This window comes from Arthrobacter sp. zg-Y238 (assembly GCF_024385525.1).
In the GTDB taxonomy this organism is placed as follows: Bacteria; Actinomycetota; Actinomycetes; order Actinomycetales; family Micrococcaceae; genus Arthrobacter_B; species Arthrobacter_B jinronghuae.
In genome coordinates this window covers 494,927-518,142 of the sequence record NZ_JANFLU010000010.1, presented here as the reverse complement: position 1 = coordinate 518,142, position 23,216 = coordinate 494,927, and the positions used below count along the sequence as shown (strand labels likewise).

Below are 23,216 nucleotides of genomic sequence, written 5' to 3'. Positions count from 1 at the left end.
GCCGGGAACCGGTTTGTACGCAGACCGGTTCAGCAAGACACATGCAGCTGCAGAACGCAGGCAGTTGCGAAAACATAAAAGTTGCAGAGATTCGAACAAGGGACACAGGACGTGGCAGCACCGCAGAATTACTTGGCCGTCATCAAGGTCGTCGGCATCGGCGGCGGTGGCGTGAACGCCGTAAACCGGATGATCGATGTAGGCCTCCGCGGCGTGGAGTTCATCGCCATCAACACCGATGCACAGGCACTGCTGATGAGTGACGCCGACGTCAAGCTCGACGTCGGCCGCGAACTCACGCGTGGCCTGGGCGCCGGCGCTGATCCCGAGGTCGGCCGCAAGGCTGCCGAGGACCACGCAGAGGAGATCGAGGAAGTCCTTCGCGGAGCGGACATGGTCTTCGTGACCGCAGGCGAAGGCGGCGGAACCGGTACCGGCGGCGCCCCCGTCGTCGCCCGGATCGCCCGTTCGCTCGGCGCCCTGACCATCGGCGTGGTTACCCGTCCCTTCACCTTCGAAGGCCGGCGCCGCTCCAACCAGGCCGAATCCGGTATCGATACGCTGCGCGACGAAGTCGACACGCTGATCGTCATCCCGAATGACCGGCTGCTGTCGATCAGCGACCGCAACGTCTCCATGCTGGATGCCTTCCGTTCCGCGGACCAGGTCCTGCTCTCCGGCGTTCAGGGCATTACCGACCTGATCACCACCCCGGGCCTGATCAACCTCGACTTCGCGGACGTGAAATCGGTTATGCAGGGTGCAGGTTCGGCACTCATGGGTATCGGTTCGGCCCGCGGCGAGGACCGTGCAGTCAAGGCTGCCGAGCTGGCAATAGCTTCTCCTCTGCTCGAAGCCTCGATCGACGGCGCACACGGCGTGCTGCTCTCCATCCAGGGCGGTTCCGACCTCGGCCTGTTCGAGATCAACGAGGCTGCACGCCTGGTCCAGGAAGTTGCCCACCCCGAAGCCAACATCATCTTCGGCGCCGTCATTGACGACGCCCTGGGCGACGAAGCGCGGGTTACCGTTATTGCTGCAGGCTTCGACCAGGTGGATGTCACCTCGCAGCCGGCGCAGCACAAGCCTGCCGAGCCCGCCACGCCTCCTGCCTCGGCAGCGGCCGCCGGCGGCTTCGGGGCTGCTGCTCCGGCATCCGCAGGCCTGTCGGCGTGGTCCCAGCGGTCACAGCACCAGCACAGCGATGTCCCGGCCGACGCCGGATTCGACATCGATCTTCCGGCAGTAGTGGAATCGGATCTGTCCACCGGCCGTCCGGACGACCTGGACGTGCCGGACTTCCTGAAGTAGGAAGACCGGCAGGCAGAACAGCAGAGCAAGAACAGCTGAGCATGACAGCGGGGTTGTCCCGGATGTTTTGGTGGCACCGCCAGGTTGGCGACAACCTGTGGGCGGGATTCACCAACACGTCCGCGGGCAACCTCGCTTTGCATGTGGGGGATGACCCGGATGCGGTCCTGAAGCGGCGTGCGGAACTCGAGGCCGTCATGGGTGTCCGCCCCGGCACCCTGCGCTTTATGAACCAGGTCCATTCAGCGGAGGTGGCGGAAGCAGCAGACCCCGGCGCCGGTGCTCCCACGGCGGACGGCCTGATCAGTGGCGACGGCGCAGCCCCGCTGGCGGTCATGGTCGCCGACTGCGTGCCGGTCCTGCTGGCCGGGGCCGGCCCCGACGGCAGACCCGTTACTGCCGCCGTGCATGCCGGCCGCCGCGGCCTGCTGGACAACATCCTGCCCGTTGCCGTCGACCGGATGCGCTCCGCCGGGGGAACCGGGCTCCGGGCCTGGATAGGTCCCTGCGTCTGCGGGCAGTGCTACGAGGTTCCGGCTGCCATGCAGGCCGAATCGGTTGCCCTGCTCCCGGCGACGGCCGCTGTGACCCGCAGCGGCACCCCCGCCCTGGATCTTCCCGCGGGCGCCCAGGCGCAGCTCGCAGGCCTGGGCGTCTCCGTGGAACGGGTCGGAGGCTGCACCCTGGAGAACGACCAGCTGTTTTCGCACCGCCGGGACCCCGCCACCGGGCGGTTCGCCGGCGTGATCTGGCAGCGTTCCTGATTCCGCCGCAGCGCATCGACGCCGGCCAGGCCGGGATAATGGAAAGACCATGACTTCAATATCCGAATACCCCTCCCGCACTGATGAGCTTCGGGACCGGCTGCAGCGCGTCCGGAACCGCATCGAGGCAGCCGGGCGCCCCGCCGGTGCCGACGAACCGCACCTGATTGTGGTCACCAAGTATTTCCCGGCCTCCGATGTCGACATCCTCGCCGGGCTGGGAGTCCGGGACGTGGGCGAAAACAAGGACCAGGAAGCCGCCGCGAAGGCCGCAGACCTGGCGCACCTGGATCTGGACTGGCACTTCATCGGCCAATTGCAGTCCAATAAGGCAAAGTCCGTGGTGCGCTACGCAGCCTCCGTCCACTCGGTGGACCGCAGCTCCCTGGTGACAGCCTTGGGCAAGGCGATGGCAGCAGAGCAGCGGCGCCGTGAATCCGAAGGACTGGCGGCCCGGAGGGACCTGTCCTGCTTCCTGCAGGTGGACCTGCGCGGCGATGCCGCACGGGCTGCAGATCCAGGCCGAGGGGGAGCGCAGCCGGAGGATCTGCCGCTTCTGGCCGAAGCAGTGGCCGGTACTCCCGGACTGCTCCTGTCCGGGGTGATGGCCGTTGCGCCGCTCGGCGCGGATGCCGGGGACGCCTTCGCGCGCCTCCGGGAACTTTCCGCGCAGTTGCAGGCGCAGCACCCGGGGGCGCGGAGCATCTCCGCCGGCATGAGTTCCGACCTCGAGGCCGCCGTCGCCCACGGGGCGACACACCTGAGAATCGGATCCGATGTTCTGGGCCCGCGCCCGCCGGTACGGTAGCGTCAAAGTACGAACACCATACAGCCGCCGCGCAGCACCCTGCAGTACCGTGCAGTAACAGTACAGTAATGGGCAGCTAGGCGTTGAAGGATTAAGAGGAGCAACCATGGCTGGCGCAATGCGCAGGACAATGATCTACCTTGGGCTCGCCGACGGTGACGAGCACTACGAGTCCGAACAGCGGCACCTGCGGGAAGCCCCTGCCCGGGAGGAAGACTTTGCTCCCGTCCATGAGCCCGATGAGGAAGCGCCGGAGGCGGTTCCTGCCCCCGTCGTCCGCAATGCAGTGGAGGAGTACCGCGCACCCGTGACACCCATCAAGCGTGCCCCGTCGTCCCGCGAGGACGTATCTGGCCTTCGTCAGATCACCACCGTCCACCCCCGCTCCTACAACGACGCCAAGATCATCGGTGAGAGCTTCCGTGACGGCATCCCCGTCATCATGAACGTCACCGATATGGGAGAAGCGGACGCCAAGCGCCTCGTCGACTTCTCAGCGGGCCTCGTTTTCGGCCTGCGCGGTAGCATTGAGCGTGTCACCAACAAGGTCTTCCTGCTTTCGCCGTCCTACGTTGAGGTTTTGGGCGATGACAAGAAGATCAGCGAATCACAGTCCACTTTCTTCAACCAGAGCTGACCCAAGGCCCGCACCGACGGGCCGCGGGTGCTGCCACCGACTTCCGGAAATGAAACCCTGCGCGTGAATATCATTCTTCCCCTGGTGTACCTGGTGCTGGTGCTCTTCCAGCTCGCCCTCATCCTGCGGATCGTGTACGACGCCGTGCAGATGTTTGCCCGGCAGTGGCGGCCAAAGGGGCCGGCACTCGTGCTCGCTACCGGCGTCTACGGTGTTACCGACCCGCCCGTCCGGCTGTTCAGGCGCATCATCCCGCCGGTGCGGCTTGGGGGAGTGGCCCTGGACCTGGCTTTCCTGGTCCTGTTCATCCTTGTATCGATCCTCACGCAGATTGTCGTCAGCGTCGCGCACTAGCGTTTCGATGCAGCAGGGGTCCGGTTAGTTTTCGGAAACCAAACGATATAGTGTGAAACCGAATACAAATCTGCATTTTTTTGTATGTCCGTAATTCTCTACGTAGAACCGCCTGCTTGACTCGCAGGCGAATCTTATAATCCAGTATGAGGTGACCAGATGGCTCTGACGCCAGAAGATGTTGTCAACAAGCGGTTCCAGCCGACCAAGTTCCGGGAAGGCTATGACCAGGATGAAGTCGATGACTTCCTCGACGAGATCGTGGTGGAACTGCGCCGGCTGAACTCCGAAAACGAAGATCTCCGCAGCCAGCTGGCCGCGGCCGTGGCCGGAGGATCCGCCGCTTCGGCGAACTCGGTCCCTGCTCCGGTAGCCGCTGCGCCGAAGGTCGAAAAGGTTCCGGAAGAGCCCAAGCCCGAGCCGAAGGTTGAAGCTCCGGTCGTAGAAGAGCGTCCGGAACCCGTCGAGGCCAAGCCGGAGCCCGCCCCGGTTCCCGCGGCCAACAACACGGAGACCGCTGCAGGCATCCTGGCCATGGCCCAGAAGATGCACGACGACTACGTCGGTGCCGGTATCGAGCAGCGCGACAAGATCATCGCCGAAGCGCAGATCGAGGCCAGCGGCCTCGTCACCGACGCCCAGGAGAAGAGCCGGAAGATCCTCAGCACCCTGGAACAGCAGAAGGCTGTCCTGGAGCGCAAGGTCGAGCAGCTGCGCGGCTTCGAGCGGGACTACCGTTCACGCCTGAAGGCTTACATCGAAGGCCAGCTGCGCGATCTGGATGCACGCGGTTCCGTAGCTTCGGAAACCGCCGACGCGTAATTGCCTCGGGCACGGCGCTCCTGGAACATCGGTTAAACTGATGTACAGGCAGCAACCGGCATTCTGGAAGTCCAGTAATAGAAGAAGCTGAACAATGCAGAAGATAAGCAGTGTATTAGCTGAATAAAACCTAAGGGCCGGAGGCCGGGTCACCCCGGCTGACGGCCCTTAGGTTTTATGCCCGAACATCCGTTTCACCGCGCAGTTCAGCCGGCACCTGATTCCCGCCGGCATTCCGATCACGAAAGCACCATGACTCCTTCCTCAGCGCAGACCCCGGACAGCACGGGTGCCGGACGCAGCCGTGCCCGCAGGGGCACGCCTGCTTTGATCATGCTTGGCATGGCGGTCATCGCCGTTATTTCCGACCAACTCACGAAACTGTGGGTGGTCCGCACCATGACCGAGGGCCAGATAACCGATGTCCTCCCCCCGGTCCTGCGCTGGCACTTCATCCGCAATCCCGGTGCAGCGTTTTCGATCGGCACCGAGTACACATGGGTCTTCACGATCATCATGGTTCTCGTATCCGGTTTCCTGGTCTACCTGATGTTCCGGGTCCGTTCCCTGGCCTGGGCCACGGCCCTGGGTCTGGTGCTCGGCGGTGCGCTGGGCAACCTCACCGACCGGCTCTTCCGGGAACCGTCCTTCGGCCAGGGTCATGTTGTGGACTTCATCGCCTTCCCGAACTTCGCGATCTTCAATATCGCCGATTCCTGCGTGGTCTCCGGCGTGATCCTGGTCTGCCTGCTCACGCTGCGGGGAATCGGCTTGGACGGGGTGCGCACGCCGTCCGGCAAGACAGTTACGACCGACCAGCGCAATGACGACGAGGCAACACGATGAACGAGCTCCACACAGTATTCGCAGTCCCCGAGGAAGCCGACGGCAAGCGTGCCGACGCCGTGCTGGCCGGCCTGCTTGATGTATCCCGCTCCGTTGCGGCCACCTGGTGCACCGACGGCTATTTCAGCTCTGCCGGCCGGGTGCTGGCGAAATCGGACAAGCTGCACGCCGGACAGGAAATCACCGCAGACGTCCCGGAACAGCGGGACCCGCTGGCCGTCGTCGTCGAACCGGTTGACGACCTGCTGATCCTGGCCGACGACGAACACTTTGTCGTCATCGACAAGCCGGTAGGCGTGGCAGCGCATCCCTCGCCGGGCTGGGTGGGACCAACGGTGGTCGGGGCGCTGGCCGCTGCCGGCTACCGCATCTCCACGTCCGGCGCCCCCGAACGGCAGGGTATTGTCCACCGGCTCGACGTCGGCACCTCCGGGGTCATGGTCGTCGCCAAGACCGAGCACGCCTACACGCTCCTGAAGCAGGCGTTCAAGGAGCGCACCGTGGACAAGATGTACCACGCAGTGGTCCAGGGGCTGCCCGACCCGCTGAAGGGCACCATCGACGCACCGATCGGCCGTCACCCCGGCTACGACTGGCGTTTCGCCGTCGTCGAGGGCGGCCGGCCGTCGGTGACGCATTACGAGGTGCTGGAAGCCTTTGGTAAGGCCTCGCTGGTGGAGGTGCATCTGGAGACGGGCCGCACCCACCAGATCCGTGTGCACTTCTCCGCCCTGCGCCATCCCTGCGCCGGCGACCTCACCTACGGTGCGGATGCAAAGCTGGCCGCGGAGCTGGGCCTGACCCGGCAGTGGCTGCACGCCCGGAAACTGGGCTTCACCCACCCCGGCTCGGGGGAGTACGTGGAGTTCACCAGCCAGTACCCGCAGGATCTGCAATACGCCGTCGACGCCCTGCGCAGCGGCGAGGTCTAGCCCCGCCGGAGAGCCGCGGCACACCGGTGGCGGCCCGGCGCGGCGGCGTCCGACGCGCCGCGCGCCGGGGCCTAGAATGTACAGGTGGCTTCAGCAACTAGTACGTCGAAATCGTTTGTCCATCTTCACAACCACACCGAATATTCGATGCTCGACGGGGCTGCCCGGCTGACGGATCTGTTCAGCCACGCCGACGAGCTGGGCATGAACGCCCTGGCAACCACCGACCACGGTTTCGTGTTCGGCGCCTTCGACTTCTGGAACAAGGCCCGCGGTGCCGGCATCAAGCCGATCATCGGTGTGGAGGCCTACCTGACGCCCGGTACGGCGCGCAGGGACAAGACCCGCGTGAAGTGGGGCGACGGCGGCAGGAACGACGTTTCCGGTGCCGGTGCCTACACCCACATGACCATGTGGGCCGAGAACACCGAGGGCATGCACAACCTCTTCCGGATGTCCTCCCTGGCCTCGCTGGAAGGCTACCTCTACAAGCCCCGCATGGACCGGGACCTGCTGCAGACCTACGGCAAGGGCCTCATCGCGACCACCGGCTGCCCCTCCGGCGAAGTCCAGACGAAGCTGCGCCTGGGCCTGTACCGGGAAGCCGTGCAGGCGGCGTCGGACTTCCGTGACATCTTCGGGCCGGAAAACTTCTTCTGCGAGCTGATGGACCACGGCCTGGACATCGAGCGCAACGTGCAGGCGGACCTGATCAAGCTGGCCCGCGAGCTGCAGCTGCCCCTGGTGGCTACCAATGACCTGCACTACACCCACGCCGAAGACGCCTCCGCGCATGCGGCGCTGCTGTGTGTGCAGTCCGGCTCCTCGCTGGCCGACCCCAAGCGCTTCAAGTTCGACGCCGACGAGTTCTACCTCAAGTCTCCGGACGAAATGCGGGCCATCTTCCGCGACCACCCGGACGCCTGCGACAACACCCTGCTCATTGCCGAGCGGTGCGACGTCGAATTCAATACCAAGGCTAACTACATGCCGCGCTTCCCGACTCCGGAGGGTGAGAACGAGGAGTCCTGGTTCGTCAAGGAGGTCGAAGCCGGACTGCACCGCCGCTACCCGAACGGGATCAGCGACGCCGTGCGCAAGCGCGCCGACTACGAAGTGGGCATCATCGCCCAGATGGGCTTCCCGGGCTACTTCCTCGTGGTGGCCGACTTCATCAACTGGGCCAAGGAAAACGGAATCCGTGTCGGCCCCGGCCGCGGCTCCGGTGCAGGCTCAATGGCCGCCTACGCGATGGGCATCACCGACCTGGACCCGCTGCAGCACGGCCTGATCTTCGAGCGCTTCCTGAACCCGGACCGCGTCTCCATGCCTGACTTCGACGTCGACTTCGATGATCGGCGCCGCTCCGAAGTGATCCACTACGTCACGGAGAAGTACGGCGACGAGCGCGTTGCCATGATCGTCACCTACGGCACCATCAAGGCCAAGCAGGCACTGAAGGACTCCTCCCGCGTGATGGGCTACCCCTTCTCGGTCGGAGAACGCCTGACCAAGGCCATGCCGCCGGACGTGATGGGCAAAGGCCTGTCTTTGGCCGACGTGCACAACAAGGAAGCCAAGCGCTACGGGGAGGCCGAGGAGCTGCGCGAACTGCTGCGCACCGACCCGGATTCCCAGCGTGTGTTCGATACCGCACTGGGACTTGAAGGCCTGAAGCGCCAGTGGGGTGTGCACGCTGCCGGCGTGATCATGTCTTCAGACCCGCTGATCGACATCATCCCGATCATGCGCCGTGAGCAGGACGGGCAGGTCATCACGCAGTTCGATTACCCGACCTGCGAAGGCCTGGGGCTGATCAAGATGGACTTCCTCGGCCTTCGAAACCTGACGATCGTCTCCGACGCGGTGGAGAACATCAAGAACAACCGCGGCGAAGACCTGGTCCTGGAAGACCTGCCGCTGGATTTGAAGGAAGCCTACGATCTCCTTGCCAGCGGTGACACGCTGGGTGTGTTCCAGCTCGACGGCGGGCCAATGCGGTCGCTGCTCAAGAGCATGCGTCCGGACAACTTTGAAGATATCTCCGCTGTCATCGCCCTGTACCGTCCGGGCCCAATGGGTGCGAACTCGCACACGAACTACGCCCTGCGCAAGACCGGGCAGCAGGAAATCACCCCGATCCACCCGGAGCTCGAGGAACCGCTCGCGGAAATCCTGAACACCACCTACGGCCTGATTGTGTATCAGGAGCAGGTTATGGCCATCGCCCAGAAGGTGGCCGGCTTCACCCTGGGCCAGGCAGATATTCTCCGCCGTGCCATGGGCAAGAAGAAGAAATCGGAGCTGGATAAGCAGTACGCCGGTTTCCATCAGGGCATGGTGGACCGCGGCTATTCCGAAGCGGCCATCAAAGCGCTCTGGGACATCCTGCTCCCGTTCTCCGACTACGCCTTCAACAAGGCGCACTCCGCGGCCTACGGCGTCGTCTCCTACTGGACCGCGTACCTGAAGGCCCAGTATCCGGCCGAGTACATGGCGGCCCTGCTCACCTCCGTGGGTGATGACAAGGACAAGCTGGCGCTGTACCTGAACGAGTGCCGCAAGATGGGCATCACGGTCCTGCCGCCGGACGTGAACGAATCCTCGGTGAACTTCACCCCTGTGGGCAAGGACATCCGCTTCGGCATGGGCGCCATCCGCAACGTCGGTGCCAACGTGGTGCAGGCCATGGTCGCCGCCCGTGAGGAGAAGGGCGCGTACACCAACTTCAAGGACTTCCTGATGAAGGTCCCGGCGGTGGTCTGTAACAAGCGCACCATCGAGTCCCTGATCAAGGCGGGTGCCTTCGACTCGATGGGTCATGCCCGGCGTCCGCTGGCAATGATCCACGAAGAAGCGATCGACTCCGTGGTGGTGCTCAAACGCAACGAGGCCGTAGGCCAGTTCGACCTCTTCGCCGCCATCTCCGACCAGGAACCGGAGGACTCGATCAGCATCGATATTCCGGACCTTCCGGAATGGGAAAAGAAGGACAAGCTGTCCTTCGAACGCGACATGCTCGGCCTCTACGTCTCGGACCACCCGCTGCAGGGCCTGGAAGGCATCCTCAGCCAGCACGCCGACTCCACGATCACCAACATTGTGGGGGAGGAAGGCCCGCCCGACGGCGCCATCGTCACCATCGCAGGCATGATCACCTCGCTCCAGCGGCGCATCGCCAAGAACAGCGGCAACGCCTACGCCCGCTGCGAGATCGAGGACCTCGCCGGGTCCATGGAAGTGATGTTCTTCGGGCAGGTCTACGGCCCCATTGCCGCCGTGCTGGCTGAAGACCTGATTGTGGTGGTCCGCGGCCGGCTGCAGCGGCGCGACGACGGCGCCGTCACACTGAACGCGCAGGAACTCACCGTCCCCGACCTCAGCGAGGGTCATTCCGGGCCCGTGGTGATTTCCATGGCCACCTATAAGGCCACTGAAACCGTGGTCTCCCAGCTCGGCGACGTGCTGCGGACGCACCCGGGTACCTCCGAAGTGCAGATCCGGCTCAACGGCTCCCGCACGGTGGAAGTGATGAAACTGGGCGTGGACATGCGGGTCAACCCCACGCCGTCGCTGTTCGGTGACTTGAAGGTGCTCCTCGGCCCGGCCTGCCTGGATGGCTAAGCCGGCCACGCGCCCAGGGGGTGCATGCGGCGACATATTCGCCGCGGGCCGTGAGCGGGGCTGGGTAGAATGGTGATGTGAATTCATCCAGCCCCGCAGCAGCCTTTGAATCCTTCCGCACCATTGACCTGCGCGGCCGGCACCTCAGCCCCGCTGAGCTGAAGGCAGCCATGCCGCGGGCGGAGACGACCTTCGACGCGGCGTCGGATGCCGTCTCCGCCATCATCACCGACGTCCGTACGCGGGGCTTTGCCGCGCTGACGGAACTGGCCCAGCGGTTCGACGGCGTGGAACAGCAGGCGGTCCGGGTCCCGGCGGCAGCGCTCGACTCGGCGCTTGAGCAGCTGGACCCCGCCGTGCGGGCCGCCCTGGAAACAGCCATCGAGCGGACCCGGATCTTCGCCCGCGCCCAGCGACCGGCCGATGCCGAAGTGGAAATCCGTCCCGGTGCCGTCCTTACGCATAAGTGGATGCCCGTCTCCCGTGTTGGGCTCTATGTTCCGGGCGGACTGGCGGTATATCCGTCTTCCGTGGTCATGAACGTGGTGCCGGCCCAGGAAGCCGGCGTCGCCTCGCTGGCACTGGCCTCCCCGCCGCAGAAGGAATTCGGCGGACTGCCGCACCCCACCATCCTTGCCGCGGCCAAGCTGCTGGGCATTGACGAGGTCTACGCCGTGGGCGGTGCCCAGGCCATCGCCGCGTTTGCCTACGGTGTCCCTGCGGACGATGCCAATGCCGCCATCCTGCCCGTGGATGTGGTCACCGGTCCCGGCAACGTTTTCGTGGCTACTGCCAAGCGCCTGGTCAAGGGGGTGGTCGGCATTGATTCCGAGGCCGGTCCCACCGAGATCATGGTCCTGGCAGATGAGACGGCCGATGCCCGGCTGGTCGCAGCGGACCTGATCAGCCAGGCCGAACATGATCCCAATGCCGGATCCGTCCTGGTCACTGCGTCGGAGCAGCTTGCCGGGAAGGTCCGGGAGGAGCTGGGGCGCCAGGTCGGGGAGACCAAGCACAGCGAACGCGTGCGCGAGGCTCTCTCCGGCGCCCAGTCCGGGGTGATCCTCGTTGACGGGTTGGAGCAGGGCATTGCCGTCTGCGATGCCTACGCCGCCGAGCACCTGGAAATCCAGACGGCCGACGCCGAGGCCGTAGCGGCGCGGGTCCGGAGCGCCGGTGCCATTTTCGTGGGGGACTACAGTCCCGTCAGCCTGGGCGATTACTGCGCCGGTTCCAACCACGTGCTGCCCACCGGCGGCACGGCGGCCTTTTCCTCCGGGCTGAACGTCACCACCTTTATGCGTGCCATCCAGGTGGTCAACTACAACCGCGAAGCGCTGGAGGAAGTAAGCGCCGACATCGTGGCCCTCTCACAGGCGGAAGACCTGCCGGCCCACGGCGACGCCGTCAGCATCCGCTTCGAATAGCGCGCGGGGCAGGGCCCGGGGTCGCTTCGGCAACCCCGGCCCGGTGCGGCGCCCGCCCGGTGCGGCGGCCGTGGTTCCCTTCGGGGCCAGTGGTTCCCTTCGGCGCCCGGGGTTCCCTTCGGCGCCCGGAACGGCGGCAACGAAATCCCTTGCTCGCAGAGCTCGCCGGGATATTGAAGCCGCCTAACCCGGGTGCCTGCGGGCCGGGGTGAGGCTCAGATGCCCGGTGCCGGCCGGCGGACTGGGGGGCACTGCCGCCGCTGAACTGCGATCCGCAGAGCGCGACTCCGCCCTTTGCCCCTCCGCCTTTCCCCTCGGTTTGTCCCGTCGGTTTGTCCCGTCGGTTTGTCCGGATCCCTGCGGTTTGTACGGATCCCTGCTTCGCGCGGAGCAGGGATCACGACAAACCGCAGGGATTGCGACAAACTGTGGGGTTTCCTCGATCGGAGGGATGCGCCCCGGACCCGGTGCCCCGCCACACGCCCGGGACCAGGCGCCCCGCCACGCGCCCCACGCGCCCGGGACCCACGCGCTTCGCGGCCGTCACGCGGAGCTCACCTACATGTAGTACAGCCGGCACTACATGTTGTGGTTGTGTACTTGGTGATGCGGCAGGGCGGGCCCTATAGTGAGAGCACCACAAGGCCCCTTCGCGAAAGGACGGGACATGTACTGTCCGTTTTGCCGCAACGCTGATTCCCGCGTCGTGGACAGCCGCCTGGCCGACGACGGATCGGCGATCCGCCGCCGCCGGCAGTGCCCCCAGTGCGGGCGCCGCTTCTCCACCGTGGAAACCACCAGCCTGAGCGTCATCAAGCGCTCCGGGGTGGGCGAGCCCTTCAGCCGCAGCAAGGTAATCAACGGTGTGCGCAAAGCCTGTCAGGGCCGGCCCGTGAGCGAAGACGACCTCGCCATGCTGGCCCAGGAAGTGGAGGAATCCATCCGGGCCAGCGGAGTAGCGGAAATCGATGCCCACGAAGTGGGGCTGGCCATCCTCACCCCGCTGCAGAAGCTGGACCAGGTGGCGTACCTGCGCTTTGCCAGCGTTTACCAGTCCTTTGACTCCCTCGAGGATTTCGAGACAGCCATCGAGAAGCTGCGGACCGAGGCCAGGGAAAATTCGGGACGCGTACCGTCCGGTGCCCAGCGCCCGCTCACCGCGCAGTAGCTGGTAAGCAAAAAGCGGCGGAAAGGATACCTTTCCGCCGCTTTTTGCTTACCCCGTATCCGGGAAACCAGTTACTTGATGTATTTGAAGTGCATGGCTGCCTGGAGTGCGGCGCCGACAATTCCGGCGTTGTTCTTCAGGTTGGCGGTGACCATCGGGGTCCGCAGGCTCAGCATGGGCAGGAAGTCCTCGCTGCGCTTGGAGATGCCGCCTCCGATCACGAACAGGTCGGGGGAGAAGAGGAACTCCACGTGCGAGAAGTAACGCTGCAGCCGCTGGGCGTATTCTTCCCAGCCGATCCCGTCGCGTTCCCGGGCCGAGGCGGAGGCCTTGGTCTCGGCGTCGTGTCCGTCGATTTCCAGGTGGCCGAGTTCGGCGTTGGGAACCAGCATGCCCTTGTAGATCAGGGCCGAACCGATGCCGGTGCCCAAGGTGATCACCAGAACGGTGCCGTCCACTTCACGGCCTGCACCGTAGCGGGCCTCCGCGAGGCCGGCGGCGTCGGCGTCGTTCATGACCTGCACGTCGCGGCCGAGTGCCTTGGTGAGCAGTGTGTCGACGTCGGTATCGATCCAGCTCTTATCCACATTGGCCGCGGAGCGGGCAATGCCGTGCTGGATGATGGCCGGGAAGGTGACACCCACCGGGACTTCGGGGCCGGGGCCGCCGGGACGGGAGGACAGCTCCGCGACGATCTGGCCCACCACTCCGGCCACTGCCTCGGGCGTTGCCGGCTGCGGGGTGGGAATGCGGAAACGATCGCCAATCAGCTTGCCCTTGGACAGGTCGACGATGCCGCCCTTGATGCCCGTGCCCCCGATATCAATTCCAATGACGGCGTCGACGTGCTTGTCGGACTTGTGCTTCTTGGCCATGGTTCTCCAGTAGTAGTTCTGAGCTCGGGTCAGCGGATCAGGGAAGGGTCAGAACTTCGGCTCCGTCATCAGTAACGAGCAGGGTGTGCTCGAACTGCGCGGTGCGTTTGCGGTCCTTGGTGAGGACTGTCCAGTTGTCATCCCACATGTCCCACTCGATAGTGCCGAGAGTGAGCATAGGTTCAATCGTAAACACCATTCCCGGTTCAATCAGCCTGCTGTAGGCGGGCGCGGCGTCGTAGTGCGGAATGATCAGGCCGGTGTGGAAGGCTTCGCCGACGCCGTGGCCGGTGAAGTCACGGACAACGCCGTACCCGAACCGCTTGGCATAGGACTCGATGGTTCGGCCAATGACATTGATCTCCCGGCCCGGAGCCACGGCCTTGATGGCACGGCGCAGGGATTCCTGGGTGCGTTCCACGAGCAGCCGGGACTCGTCGTCGACGTCTCCGACGAGGAAGGTCCAGTTGGTGTCGCCGTGGACGCCGTTGATGTAGGCGGTGATGTCGATGTTGATGATGTCGCCGTCCTGCAGCACCGTGGTGTCCGGAATGCCGTGGCAGATGACTTCGTTCACGGAGGAGCACAGGGACTTCGGGAAGCCGCGGTAGCCCAGCGTGGAGGGGTAGGCGTTGGAGTCCAGCAGGAACTGGTGCCCGATCCGGTCCAGTTCGTCGGTGGTGACGCCGGGAGCAATGTGCCGGCCCACCTCAACGATGGCCTGCGCGGCAATCCTGCTGGCAATCCGGATCTTCTCGATGGTTTCCGCAGACTTGACCTCGGAGCCGGTGAACGGTGCGGGCGCTTCCCTGTCCACGTATTCGGGGCGGGGGATGGATGCCGGAACCCGCAGCCGGGGGCTCACGCTCCCCGGTGTCAGGTGTCCAGCGGGTGCAGAGGCGAGTTTCTGGGGCATACCATCGATCTTATCGCCAGCGTGCCCGAAGGTGGGACGAGACCGTCCGGCAGAGGCACGGCACGCCAATGGCAACAGCACGTCAACAGGAGGACCCCATGGCCGATTACTGGTTCAACGTAGTGACCCACGAGGTGGAGGAGGGCCCGCAGTCGGACTGGACCAAGCTGCTGGGGCCGTACCCCACCCGCGAGGAAGCCGAGCTCGCGCTGCAGAAGGTGCAGGCGCGGAACAAGGCCTGGGACGCCGACGAAGACTAGAAGCTGTGTTCCCTAGAAGCTGTGCTCCGGGCCGGGGAAGGAACCGCTGCGTACCTCATCGGCGTATTCCTTCGCCGCCCGGGACAGTTCGGTCCGCAGGTCCGCGAACGTCTTGACGAAACGCGGCTGCTTTCCGCCGCGCAGTCCGGCCATGTCCTGCCAGACCAGCACCTGTCCGGTCGTGGCGTTACCCGCGCCGATCCCGATGGTCGGTACCCGCACCGCGGCGTCGACCTCCGCGGCGACGTCGGCGGGCACCATTTCCATCAACACGCAGAACGCCCCGGCCTCCGCGAGGGCGACGGCGTCCTGCACCACCGCGGCTCCCGCATCGCCGCGGCCCTGCACCTTGTAGCCGCCGAGCGCGTGTTCGGCCTGCGGAGTGAAGCCCACATGGGCCATGACCGGAATACCTGCCGCCGTCATGGCACGGACATGCTCAACGTAGTGCCGTCCGCCTTCCATCTTCACCGCATGGACCAGGCCTTCCTTCATGAGCCGCACCGAGGACTCGATGGCCTGGGCGGGGGAAACCTCGTAGGAGCCGAAGGGAAGGTCGCAGACCACCAGCGAATGGCTGGCTCCGGCGGTAACGGACCGGGCGAAGACGATCATCTCGTCCATGGTGATGGGCAGGGTGGTGGCATGGCCCATCACATTGTTCGCGGCCGAATCGCCCACCAGCAGCACCTCGATGCCGGCTTCGTCGAAAATGCCGGCGGCGTACTGGTCATAGGCGGTCAGCATGGCGAACCGGCCGCCGTTGTCTTTCAACTGCTGCAGATGCGAGATGCGGATTTTCTTCAGCGCCGGTGCGCCAGGAGCGGAAGGGTCCGCGGGATTGGCGGCGTACGGGGAGGGCTGTTCGGCACTGGTCATGCTTCGAGCCTACTAAACAACGGACCGCGGGGACCCGCCGGGCCGGTTGGTTGAGGGGATCCCCGCGGGCTGCCGACCAAATCCCGCACACGTAGGTAGAGTGAAGAAGGTTTCACATGTCTCTGAGCCGTGAAGAGGAAAGAAGGTAAGGATGAACCGCCAGCAGGAATTCGTTCTGCGCACCATCGAGGAGCGCGATGTCCGGTTTGTGCGGTTGTGGTTTACCGACGTCGTCGGCCAGCTGAAGTCCGTGGCGCTGGCACCGGCGGAAGTGGAAGGCGCCTTTGAAGAGGGCCTGGGCTTTGACGGTTCCTCGGTCGAGGGCCTGGCCCGGATCTTCGAGTCGGACCTGCTGGCCCAGCCGGATCCCTCCACCTTCCAGATCCTGCCCTGGCGCGGCGACGAGGAGCAGACCTCACGGATGTTCTGCGACATCCTCACCCCGGACGGCCAGCCGTCCGCTGCCGATCCCCGGAACGTGCTCAAGCGCCAGCTGGCGAAGGCCGCGGACATGGGCTTCACCTGCTACACCCACCCCGAGATCGAGTTCTACCTGCTGAAGTCCGATGAACTCGGCGAAGACGGCCAGCCCGTTCCCGTGGACCAGGCCGGCTACTTCGACCACGTCCCCGGCGGCGTCGCGCAGGACTTCCGCCGCACCGCCGTGTCCATGCTCGAGGCAGTGGGCATCTCCGTGGAGTTCAGCCACCACGAGGCCGGGCCGGGTCAGAACGAGATCGACCTGCGCTATGCCGACGCCCTGCAGACCGCGGACAACATCATGACCTTCCGCACAGTGGTGAAGGAAGTCGCGTTGATGACCAACTGCTACGCGAGCTTCATGCCCAAACCCTTCTCGCACCACCCCGGTTCCGGCATGCACACCCACTTCTCCCTCTTTGAGGGCGACAGCAACGCCTTCTTCCAGGCCGGTGCCGAGTTCCAGCTCTCCACCACCGCACGCCAGTTCATGGCGGGCATCCTGCGGCACGCCCCGGAATTCACGGCCGTCACCAACCAGTTCGTGAACTCCTACAAGCGGCTTTGGGGCGGCGGCGAAGCCCCCAGCTACCTGTCCTGGGGCCACAACAACCGGTCCGCGCTGCTGCGGGTGCCGTTGTACAAGCCGAACAAGGGCCAGTCCGCCCGGATCGAGTACCGCGGCATCGACGCAGCAGCCAACCCGTACCTGTCCTACGCCGTGCTGCTCGGGGCCGGCCTGAAGGGCATTGAAGAGGGCTACGACCTGCCCCCGGGCGCCGAAGACGACATCGAGAGCCTGAGCGCCGCCGAACGCAGGGCCATGGGCCACGACCCGCTGCCGGCGTCCCTGCATGACGCCGTGCGCGTTATGGAGGAGTCCGAGCTCGTGGCCGACATCCTGGGCGAGCAGGTGTTCGAGAACTTCCTGCGGAACAAGCGTGCGGACTGGAACGAATACCGCCAGCAGGTGACCAGGTTCGAACTGCAGAAGAACCTGGGCATCCTCTAGGAAAGGGCCGGCACCGATGAGCCTGACTCGACGGCTGATCGCCACGGGTTTCCGCGACCTCGAAAAAAGCACGCGGTTCCTGGCGGCTTCGGAACTCGAGGGCATCGATGAGGACGCGCTGTTCGCGGGCTTCAACTGCTCGGCGGATCCGGACCTGGCACTGCAGTCGCTGGTTCGGCTGATCGGGCGTGCCCCGGAGCTGGTGGAACTGGTCAACGGCGGCGCCGAGCGGAGCGAAGCCCTGTTCCGGCTCCTGGGGGCCTCCGATGCCTTGGCGGAGTTCCTGATGCGGCATCCCGGGGATGTCGGTGTGCTGCACCGCGAGCTGCGTGCCGAACCCGGCAGCACGGATGAACCCACCCTGCGGGCCTCGCTGCTGGACGCCGTACATGCGGGCAGCGGCGCAGCGCCCGTGGCCGGCCTGACGGGCACGGGCGCCTATGTGGCGCTGCGGTCCCGGTACCGGCGGCACCTGCTGGACCTTGCCGTGCGGGACCTCGGTGCGGCGTCGCCCACTGACTTCCTGCCTGCGGCCGGACGCGAGCTCGCGGACCTGGCCGGCGCGGCCCTGGAAGCCGCGTTGGCGGTCTCCCGGGCGGAGCTGGCGGCGAGCTACCCGGCCGAAGAGATCTCCGCTGTACGCCTGGCCGTCATCGGGATGGGCAAGGCCGGCGCGCGGGAACTGAACTACATCTCCGACGTCGACGTCATCTACGTGATTGAGGCCTCCGGGCTGCCGGAGGAGCGGGCCTCCGCCATCGGCACGGCGCTGGCCGCCGGGATTTCCCGCGCCATCAACGCCTCGGCACCGGAGCCCCCGCTTTGGGAGGTGGACACCAACCTGCGTCCCGAGGGCAAGGACGGCCCGCTGGTGCGCACGCTGGAGTCGCATCTGAACTATTACCAGCGCTGGGCACACAGCTGGGAGTTCCAGGCGCTCCTGAAGGCCCGCGCCATGGCAGGGGACAGGGACCTGGGCCGGCGCTACGAAGAAGCCGTCGCCCCCTTGATCTGGAGCAGTTCCGAGCGGGACGGATTCGTCGAATCGGTGCAGGCCATGCGCCGCCGGGTCACCGACAACATTCCCGCCCATGAAGAGGCGCGGCAGCTGAAGCTGGGCAGCGGCGGACTGCGCGACGTCGAATTCACCGTCCAGCTGCTGCAGCTGGTGCACGGCCGGGTCGATGAATCCCTCCGGGTGCGCACCACAACCGCTGCGATTGCCGCGCTCAGCGATGCCGGGTACATCGGGCGTACCGATGCCCGGGAACTGGACGAGTCCTACCGCTACCTGCGTGTGCTTGAGCACCGCATCCAAATGGTGCACATGCGCCGGACCCACCTGATGCCCGAGAGTGAGGCCGCGCTGCGTGCCCTCGCCAAGTCCAGCGCCGGTTCCCTTTCCCCGGAGCGGCCCAGCGCCGAACGCCTGCAGGAGCAGTGGCAGCGCCGCAAGCGCCTGGTGCGGCGGCTGCATGAGAGCATCTTCTACCGCCCGCTGCTGAGCACCGCGGCGAACCTGAGTGCGGACGAGGTCCGGCTGACACCCGAGGCAGCCCAGGCCCGCCTGGCCGCCCTGGGTTACGCAGATCCCCGCGGCGCCATGCGCCACATCGAGGCACTGACCGTGGGAGTCAGCCGCCGTGCCGCGCTGCAGCGGCAGCTCCTTCCGGTGCTGCTGGCGTGGCTGGCCGACGGCGTGGACCCTGACGCGGGCCTGCTGGGTTTCCGGCGGCTCAGTGAAAACCTGGGCGATACGCATTGGTACCTGGGCATGCTGCGCGACTCTTCGGCCGCGGGGGAGCGGCTGTGCTCCATCCTCTCCTCGAGCCGGTTCATTACCGACCTGCTGGAGGTTTCGCCGGAATCCACCTCCTGGCTGGCCTCCGACAAGGACCTGGTGCCGGCGTCCTTTGACGCGCAGTGGCAGGAAATCCAGTCAAAGATGTCCCGCCATCCCCGCCCTGCGGAGGCCATGCGGCTGATCCGGCTGATCCGCCGGCGGGAAATGCTGCGCATTGCCATCGCCGACAGCGCAGGCCTGGTCAGCCAGCAGGACGTCGGCCGTGCCCTGGCCGACGCCGACCGTGCCGCTGTGCTGGGAGCCCTGCATGTGGCGGAGTCGGAGGTGTTCGACAGCAGCGAGAAGCTCACCGATCTGCTGGTGGTAGCGATGGGCCGGCAGGGCGGACGGGAGATCGGCTACGGTTCCGACGCCGACGTGATGTACGTGCACCGCCCGCTGCCCGGCGTCGACCCGGCCGCAGCGCAGGCGCAGGCGGAGAAGGTCGTCTCGCAGATCTCCACATTCCTGCAGCAGCCCTGCAGCCCGGCCGTCCAGGCCGAACGCCCCCTGGTCCTCGACGCCGGACTGCGCCCCGAGGGCCGGCAGGGGCCGCTGGTGCGCAGCCTGGAATCCTACCGTGGCTACTACGAGCGCTGGTCCGTGATCTGGGAAGCGCAGGCGCTGCTCCGGGCGCGCCCGATGGCCGGCAGCGACGCCCTGGCCGAGGACTTCATGGCGCTGATCGATCCGGTCCGCTACCCGGAGGAGGTCACGGTCAAGGACGTGCGGGAAATCCGCCGGATCAAGGCCAGGGTGGAAGCCGAACGGCTGCCCCGGGGGGCCGATCCCTCCCGCCAGCTCAAACTCGGACGCGGCAGCCTCAGCGACGTTGAGTGGCAGGTCCAGCTGCTCCAGCTGCAGCACGCGCACCGCGTGCCGGAGCTGCGGACGACGGCGACCCTGCCCGCCCTGGACGCGATTGAGGCGGCGGAGCTGCTTCCCGCCGTCGACGTCGACACCCTCCGCCAGGCCTGGCTGCTCGCCAGCCGGGTCCGAAGCGCAAATGTTATCCGCGGCGGACGGAACCCCGACGTGCTGCCGTCCTCCCGGCGCGAACTGGATGCCGTGGCCCGCTGGTGCGGTTACGGCGCAGGCCAGGGCGGGGTCCTGGAGGAGGACTACCTCAAGCTCACCCGGCATGCCCGGGCCGTTTTCGAACGGTATTTCTACGGATACGGGACCTAGGTCACGCTCCTGGAGGCCCTTCCAGTTCGTTGCATTGCCACTGCTCTAGGTACGCTCTATGAGGGCATTTGCGGCGTGGGCCGCAGTGAAAGAGCTAGGAGACGTTTACTTTGCTTAGTGGCAAACGGGCCTTAAAGGGCCCGGCTAAACTGGCCGTACCGCTGACCACCTTCCTCGCAACCCTGGCTTTGTTGCTGGGGATACCTGCGGCCGGAGCCTTTGCAGCGGACGGCGTCGAGGGCGAGACCTTCGTCATCGGCACCGATACCACCTTCGCACCGTTCGAATTCCGTCAAGACGGCGAACTGGTCGGTATCGACATGGACCTTCTCAACGCGATCGCCGAGGAGGAGGGTTTCAATGTCGAAATCCAGTCCCTCGGCTTTGATGCGGCACTGCAGTCGCTGCAGTCCAACCAGGTGGACGGCGTCATTGCCGGCATGTCCATCACCGACGAGCGCCGGCAGGTCTTCGACTTCTCGGATCCGTACTTCGAGTCCGGCATCCAGATGGCCGTCGCCGAGAACAACGACGACGTCGCCGGGTACGAGGATCTGCGCGGAAAGCGCGTAGCGGTCAAGACCGGGACCGAAGGTCAGACGTTCGCCGAGTCCATCAAGGACGAGTACGGCTTTGAGGTGGTTGCGTTCGCGCAGTCCGCCCAGATGTACGACGACGTCAAGGCCGGCGGCTCCGTGGCCGTGTTTGATGATTACCCCGTGCTTGCCTACGGTGTGGCCTCCGGCAACGGCCTGAAGACTGTCACCGAGAAGGAAGCCGGCAGCTCGTACGGTTTCGCCGTGAACAAGGGTGCCAACCCCGAACTCCTCACCGCCTTCAACGCCGGCCTCGCCGACCTGAAGGAAAGCGGCGAATACGACGAAATCCTGGATACCTACCTGGAAGCCGGCGCCAAGGACTCAAGCTTCTGGTCCCTCATCACGGACAACGGCCCGGCCTTCGCCAAGGGCATGGGCCTGACCCTGCTGGCAACCGCACTGTCGTTGCTCTTCGCGCTCGTCCTGGGCGTGTTCTTCGGCTTCCTGAAGGTCGGCTCGTCAAAGATCCTGCGCGGCATCGCCACCGTGTACGTGAGCATCTTCCGCGGCACCCCGGTGCTGGTCCAGGCCTTCTTCTTCTACTTCGGCCTGCCGCAGATCATCGGCCAGCCGGTGGACGTGCTGACGGCCGGTGTGCTGACGCTGAGCCTGAACGCCGGCGCCTACATGACCGAGATTGTCCGCGGCGGCATCCAGTCCGTGGATCCCGGCCAGATGGAAGCAGCACGCAGCCTCGGACTGGGCTACGGGAAGACCATGCAGAAGGTCATCATTCCCCAGGCCATCAAGATCATGACGCCTTCCTTCATCAACCAGTTCGTCATCACCTTGAAGGACACCTCCCTGCTTGCCGTCATCGGCTTTGCGGAGCTGACGTACCAGGGCCAGCAGATCTACGCGGTGAACTTCCGTACCGCGGAGGTCCTGATCATCGTGGCTGCCCTGTACTTCATCGTCATTACGCTGCTGACCAAGTTGGCGGACGTCCTGGATAAGAGGTTTAACAAGTGAGCAAGATCCAAACCATCGGACTGCGGAAGTCCTACGGATCCAACGAGGTCCTCAAGGGCCTGGACGTCAGCGTGGCCGAGGGCGAAGTGGTCTGCGTGATCGGCCCCTCCGGCTCCGGCAAGTCCACGTTCCTGCGCTGCCTGAACAAGCTCGAAGACATCACCGGCGGCACCGTCATGGTTGACGGTTTCGACCTCACCGATCCGAAGGTGAACCTGAACGAGGTGCGCCAGCACATCGGCATGGTCTTCCAGCACTTCAACCTGTTCCCGCACATGAGCGTGCTGGACAACATCATGCTGGCTCCGGTGCAGCTGAAGAAGGCACCGAAGGCCGAGGTCCGCAAGACCGCGCTGGCACTGCTGGACCGGGTTGGGCTGGCAGACAAGGCCGACGCGCGTCCCGCTCAGCTTTCCGGCGGCCAGAAGCAGCGTGTGGCTATTGCCCGTGCGCTGGCCATGCAGCCCGACATCATGCTCTTCGACGAGGCCACCTCTGCCCTCGACCCGGAAATGGTGGGCGAAGTGCTGCAGGTCATCCGTGACCTGGCCCGGGAAGGCATGACCATGGTTGTTGTCACCCACGAAATGGGCTTCGCCCGCGAAGTGGCCGACCGCGTGATCTTCATGGCGGACGGCTACATCGTCGAAGAGAACACCCCTGAACTGCTCTTCGGCAACCCGCAGGCTCCGCGGCTTCAGGACTTCCTGGCCAAGGTGCTCTAGCGCTCCGGACGCTTTTTACGGTGGCCGCCGCCGGTATTCGTTATGCTCTTCTGAATGAGCGAACTAACCGGTACGGCGGCCACTGTCGTACTCCTTCGGGATTCCGACGCCGGCCCCGAAGTGCTGCTGCTCGAGCGGCCGACTGCGGGCTCCTTCGGCGGTGCCTGGGTGTTTCCCGGCGGCCGGGTGGACCCGGAAGACCGCGTTGAGGGAGAGCCCGAAGCAGCGGCCGCTCTGCGGGCCGGAGTACGCGAAACCGCCGAAGAGACCGGGCTGGTCCTTCCTGCCGCGGACCTGGTGCCGCTTTCCTGCTGGATCCCTCCGGAGAACATTCCCCGGCGCTACCAGACCTGGTTCTTTGCGGCGGAGGCTCCAGACGGGAATATCCGGCTCAACCCGGGGGAGCTGCTCAACCACCTGTGGCTCCTGCCGGCGGAGGCACTGGACCGGCACCGCAACGGGCTGATGCAGCTCGTTGCGCCGACCTGGGTCACCCTGCACTCCCTGACCACCGATACCTCCGCGGCTGCCGCCCTGGCCCGGATTGCGGGTGCTGAACCGGAAACCTTCCGGACCCGTCCCCTCTCCGGATACGAGCCCGCGACGGTTTTGGCCTGGGCGGGCGACGATGAGTACGACGGCGCGGGCGGCGCTTCCGGCGCGGCTGTCGGTGGATCTTCTGCGCCGACGTCGGATCCTTCTCCGCCGGCGCGGCACCGGCTCGTAATGGACAAGACCTCCTGGCGCTACGAGCGGACCCGGTAGCCTGTAGCC

20 protein-coding genes are annotated in these 23,216 nt (G+C 65.6%); 17 read left to right on the top strand and 3 right to left on the bottom strand.

Features of this window, described 5'->3' with window-relative positions:
* The first annotated feature begins 111 nt into the window (after positions 1–111).
* From ftsZ to nrdR, 11 genes are all read left to right on the top strand, one after another.
* Positions 112–1,311: a cell division protein FtsZ gene (gene ftsZ / locus NNX38_RS11410; RefSeq protein ID WP_229952299.1), complete on the top strand. Its 1,200-nt coding sequence runs from the start codon at positions 112–114 to the stop codon at positions 1,309–1,311.
* A 41-nt stretch (positions 1,312–1,352) separates the two neighbouring features.
* Positions 1,353–2,075: a polyphenol oxidase family protein gene (locus NNX38_RS11405; protein WP_255798092.1), complete on the top strand. Its 723-nt coding sequence runs from the start codon at positions 1,353–1,355 to the stop codon at positions 2,073–2,075.
* 49 nt (positions 2,076–2,124) lie between these two features.
* Positions 2,125–2,883, top strand: coding sequence for a YggS family pyridoxal phosphate-dependent enzyme (locus NNX38_RS11400; RefSeq protein WP_255798091.1), 759 nt, complete (start codon positions 2,125–2,127; stop codon positions 2,881–2,883).
* 106 nt (positions 2,884–2,989) lie between these two features.
* Positions 2,990–3,520 carry a cell division protein SepF gene (locus NNX38_RS11395; RefSeq protein WP_227922587.1) on the top strand — a complete coding sequence of 177 codons (531 nt, stop codon included), beginning with the start codon at positions 2,990–2,992 and terminating at the stop codon, positions 3,518–3,520.
* Positions 3,521–3,583: 63 nt separating this feature from the next.
* Entirely contained in the window at positions 3,584–3,874 is a 291-nt protein-coding gene (locus NNX38_RS11390; RefSeq protein ID WP_255798090.1) for a YggT family protein, read from the top strand.
* 159 nt (positions 3,875–4,033) lie between these two features.
* Complete coding sequence (locus tag NNX38_RS11385) at positions 4,034–4,696, top strand: DivIVA domain-containing protein (RefSeq protein ID WP_255798089.1); 663 nt, start codon at positions 4,034–4,036, stop codon at positions 4,694–4,696.
* A gap of 252 nt (positions 4,697–4,948) precedes the next feature.
* Entirely contained in the window at positions 4,949–5,542 is a 594-nt protein-coding gene (gene lspA, locus NNX38_RS11380; protein ID WP_255798088.1) for a signal peptidase II, read from the top strand.
* Complete coding sequence (locus NNX38_RS11375) at positions 5,539–6,474, top strand: RluA family pseudouridine synthase (protein WP_255798087.1); 936 nt, start codon at positions 5,539–5,541, stop codon at positions 6,472–6,474. Before lspA ends, NNX38_RS11375 begins: the two co-directional genes overlap by 4 nt.
* Before the next feature lie 84 nt (positions 6,475–6,558).
* Positions 6,559–10,098, top strand: coding sequence for a DNA polymerase III subunit alpha (gene dnaE, locus NNX38_RS11370; RefSeq protein WP_255798086.1), 3,540 nt, complete (start codon positions 6,559–6,561; stop codon positions 10,096–10,098).
* Positions 10,099–10,175: 77 nt separating this feature from the next.
* The gene (gene hisD, locus NNX38_RS11365; protein ID WP_255798085.1) at positions 10,176–11,525 is read left to right on the top strand and encodes a histidinol dehydrogenase; all 1,350 of its coding nucleotides are present in this window, start codon (positions 10,176–10,178) and stop codon (positions 11,523–11,525) included.
* Between the two features lie 667 nt (positions 11,526–12,192).
* Entirely contained in the window at positions 12,193–12,693 is a 501-nt protein-coding gene (gene nrdR, locus NNX38_RS11360) for a transcriptional regulator NrdR (protein ID WP_230026531.1), read from the top strand.
* Positions 12,694–12,764: 71 nt separating this feature from the next.
* Here the strand turns inward: nrdR and ppgK are convergent, their stop codons facing one another.
* Both ppgK and map read right to left on the bottom strand, forming a co-directional pair.
* On the bottom strand, positions 12,765–13,568 hold the full coding sequence (ppgK, locus tag NNX38_RS11355; RefSeq protein WP_255798084.1) for a polyphosphate--glucose phosphotransferase: 804 nt from the start codon (positions 13,566–13,568) through the stop codon (positions 12,765–12,767).
* 37 nt (positions 13,569–13,605) lie between these two features.
* Entirely contained in the window at positions 13,606–14,484 is an 879-nt protein-coding gene (gene map / locus NNX38_RS11350) for a type I methionyl aminopeptidase (protein WP_255798083.1), read from the bottom strand.
* 68 nt (positions 14,485–14,552) lie between these two features.
* Here map and NNX38_RS11345 point away from each other — a divergent pair, with 68 nt between their 5' ends.
* Entirely contained in the window at positions 14,553–14,744 is a 192-nt protein-coding gene (locus tag NNX38_RS11345) for an SPOR domain-containing protein (RefSeq protein ID WP_370646426.1), read from the top strand.
* A 12-nt stretch (positions 14,745–14,756) separates the two neighbouring features.
* Here NNX38_RS11345 and panB read toward each other — a convergent pair whose 3' ends face one another.
* Positions 14,757–15,623 carry a 3-methyl-2-oxobutanoate hydroxymethyltransferase gene (gene panB, locus NNX38_RS11340; RefSeq protein WP_255798082.1) on the bottom strand — a complete coding sequence of 289 codons (867 nt, stop codon included), beginning with the start codon at positions 15,621–15,623 and terminating at the stop codon, positions 14,757–14,759.
* Between the two features lie 151 nt (positions 15,624–15,774).
* On the opposite strand from panB, the gene NNX38_RS11335 reads away from it, so the two are divergent.
* The 5 genes from NNX38_RS11335 (at position 15,775) to NNX38_RS11315 (ending at position 23,207) form a co-directional block, all read left to right on the top strand.
* Entirely contained in the window at positions 15,775–17,115 is a 1,341-nt protein-coding gene (locus NNX38_RS11335) for a glutamine synthetase family protein (RefSeq protein ID WP_227922563.1), read from the top strand.
* A 16-nt stretch (positions 17,116–17,131) separates the two neighbouring features.
* Positions 17,132–20,146: a bifunctional [glutamine synthetase] adenylyltransferase/[glutamine synthetase]-adenylyl-L-tyrosine phosphorylase gene (locus NNX38_RS11330; protein ID WP_255798081.1), complete on the top strand. Its 3,015-nt coding sequence runs from the start codon at positions 17,132–17,134 to the stop codon at positions 20,144–20,146.
* A 110-nt stretch (positions 20,147–20,256) separates the two neighbouring features.
* Positions 20,257–21,717 (top strand): amino acid ABC transporter substrate-binding protein/permease, encoded by a 1,461-nt coding sequence (locus tag NNX38_RS11325; protein WP_255798080.1) that lies wholly within the window; start codon positions 20,257–20,259, stop codon positions 21,715–21,717.
* Positions 21,714–22,442 carry an amino acid ABC transporter ATP-binding protein gene (locus tag NNX38_RS11320; RefSeq protein ID WP_255798079.1) on the top strand — a complete coding sequence of 243 codons (729 nt, stop codon included), beginning with the start codon at positions 21,714–21,716 and terminating at the stop codon, positions 22,440–22,442. The genes NNX38_RS11325 and NNX38_RS11320 overlap by 4 nt, the downstream gene beginning before the upstream one ends.
* A 54-nt stretch (positions 22,443–22,496) precedes the next feature.
* Positions 22,497–23,207: an NUDIX hydrolase gene (locus NNX38_RS11315; RefSeq protein WP_255798078.1), complete on the top strand. Its 711-nt coding sequence runs from the start codon at positions 22,497–22,499 to the stop codon at positions 23,205–23,207.
* The last annotated feature ends 9 nt before the right edge of the window (positions 23,208–23,216 follow it).

What these genes read in the sequence shown, in the direction of transcription:
- NNX38_RS11405 (WP_255798092.1), top strand. Translation starts at nt 1,353, where the DNA reads ATGACAGCGGGGTTGTCCCGGATGTTTTGGTGGCACCGCCAGGTTGGC.
- NNX38_RS11400 (WP_255798091.1), top strand. Translation starts at nt 2,125, where the DNA reads ATGACTTCAATATCCGAATACCCCTCCCGCACTGATGAGCTTCGGGAC.
- NNX38_RS11395 (WP_227922587.1), top strand. Translation starts at nt 2,990, where the DNA reads ATGGCTGGCGCAATGCGCAGGACAATGATCTACCTTGGGCTCGCCGAC.
- NNX38_RS11385 (WP_255798089.1), top strand. Translation starts at nt 4,034, where the DNA reads ATGGCTCTGACGCCAGAAGATGTTGTCAACAAGCGGTTCCAGCCGACC.
- lspA (WP_255798088.1), top strand. Translation starts at nt 4,949, where the DNA reads ATGACTCCTTCCTCAGCGCAGACCCCGGACAGCACGGGTGCCGGACGC.
- NNX38_RS11375 (WP_255798087.1), top strand. Translation starts at nt 5,539, where the DNA reads ATGAACGAGCTCCACACAGTATTCGCAGTCCCCGAGGAAGCCGACGGC.
- nrdR (WP_230026531.1), top strand. Translation starts at nt 12,193, where the DNA reads ATGTACTGTCCGTTTTGCCGCAACGCTGATTCCCGCGTCGTGGACAGC.
- ppgK (WP_255798084.1), bottom strand. Translation starts at nt 13,568, where the DNA reads ATGGCCAAGAAGCACAAGTCCGACAAGCACGTCGACGCCGTCATTGGA.
- map (WP_255798083.1), bottom strand. Translation starts at nt 14,484, where the DNA reads ATGCCCCAGAAACTCGCCTCTGCACCCGCTGGACACCTGACACCGGGG.
- NNX38_RS11345 (WP_370646426.1), top strand. Translation starts at nt 14,553, where the DNA reads ATGGCAACAGCACGTCAACAGGAGGACCCCATGGCCGATTACTGGTTC.
- panB (WP_255798082.1), bottom strand. Translation starts at nt 15,623, where the DNA reads ATGACCAGTGCCGAACAGCCCTCCCCGTACGCCGCCAATCCCGCGGAC.
- NNX38_RS11335 (WP_227922563.1), top strand. Translation starts at nt 15,775, where the DNA reads ATGAACCGCCAGCAGGAATTCGTTCTGCGCACCATCGAGGAGCGCGAT.
- NNX38_RS11330 (WP_255798081.1), top strand. Translation starts at nt 17,132, where the DNA reads ATGAGCCTGACTCGACGGCTGATCGCCACGGGTTTCCGCGACCTCGAA.
- NNX38_RS11315 (WP_255798078.1), top strand. Translation starts at nt 22,497, where the DNA reads ATGAGCGAACTAACCGGTACGGCGGCCACTGTCGTACTCCTTCGGGAT.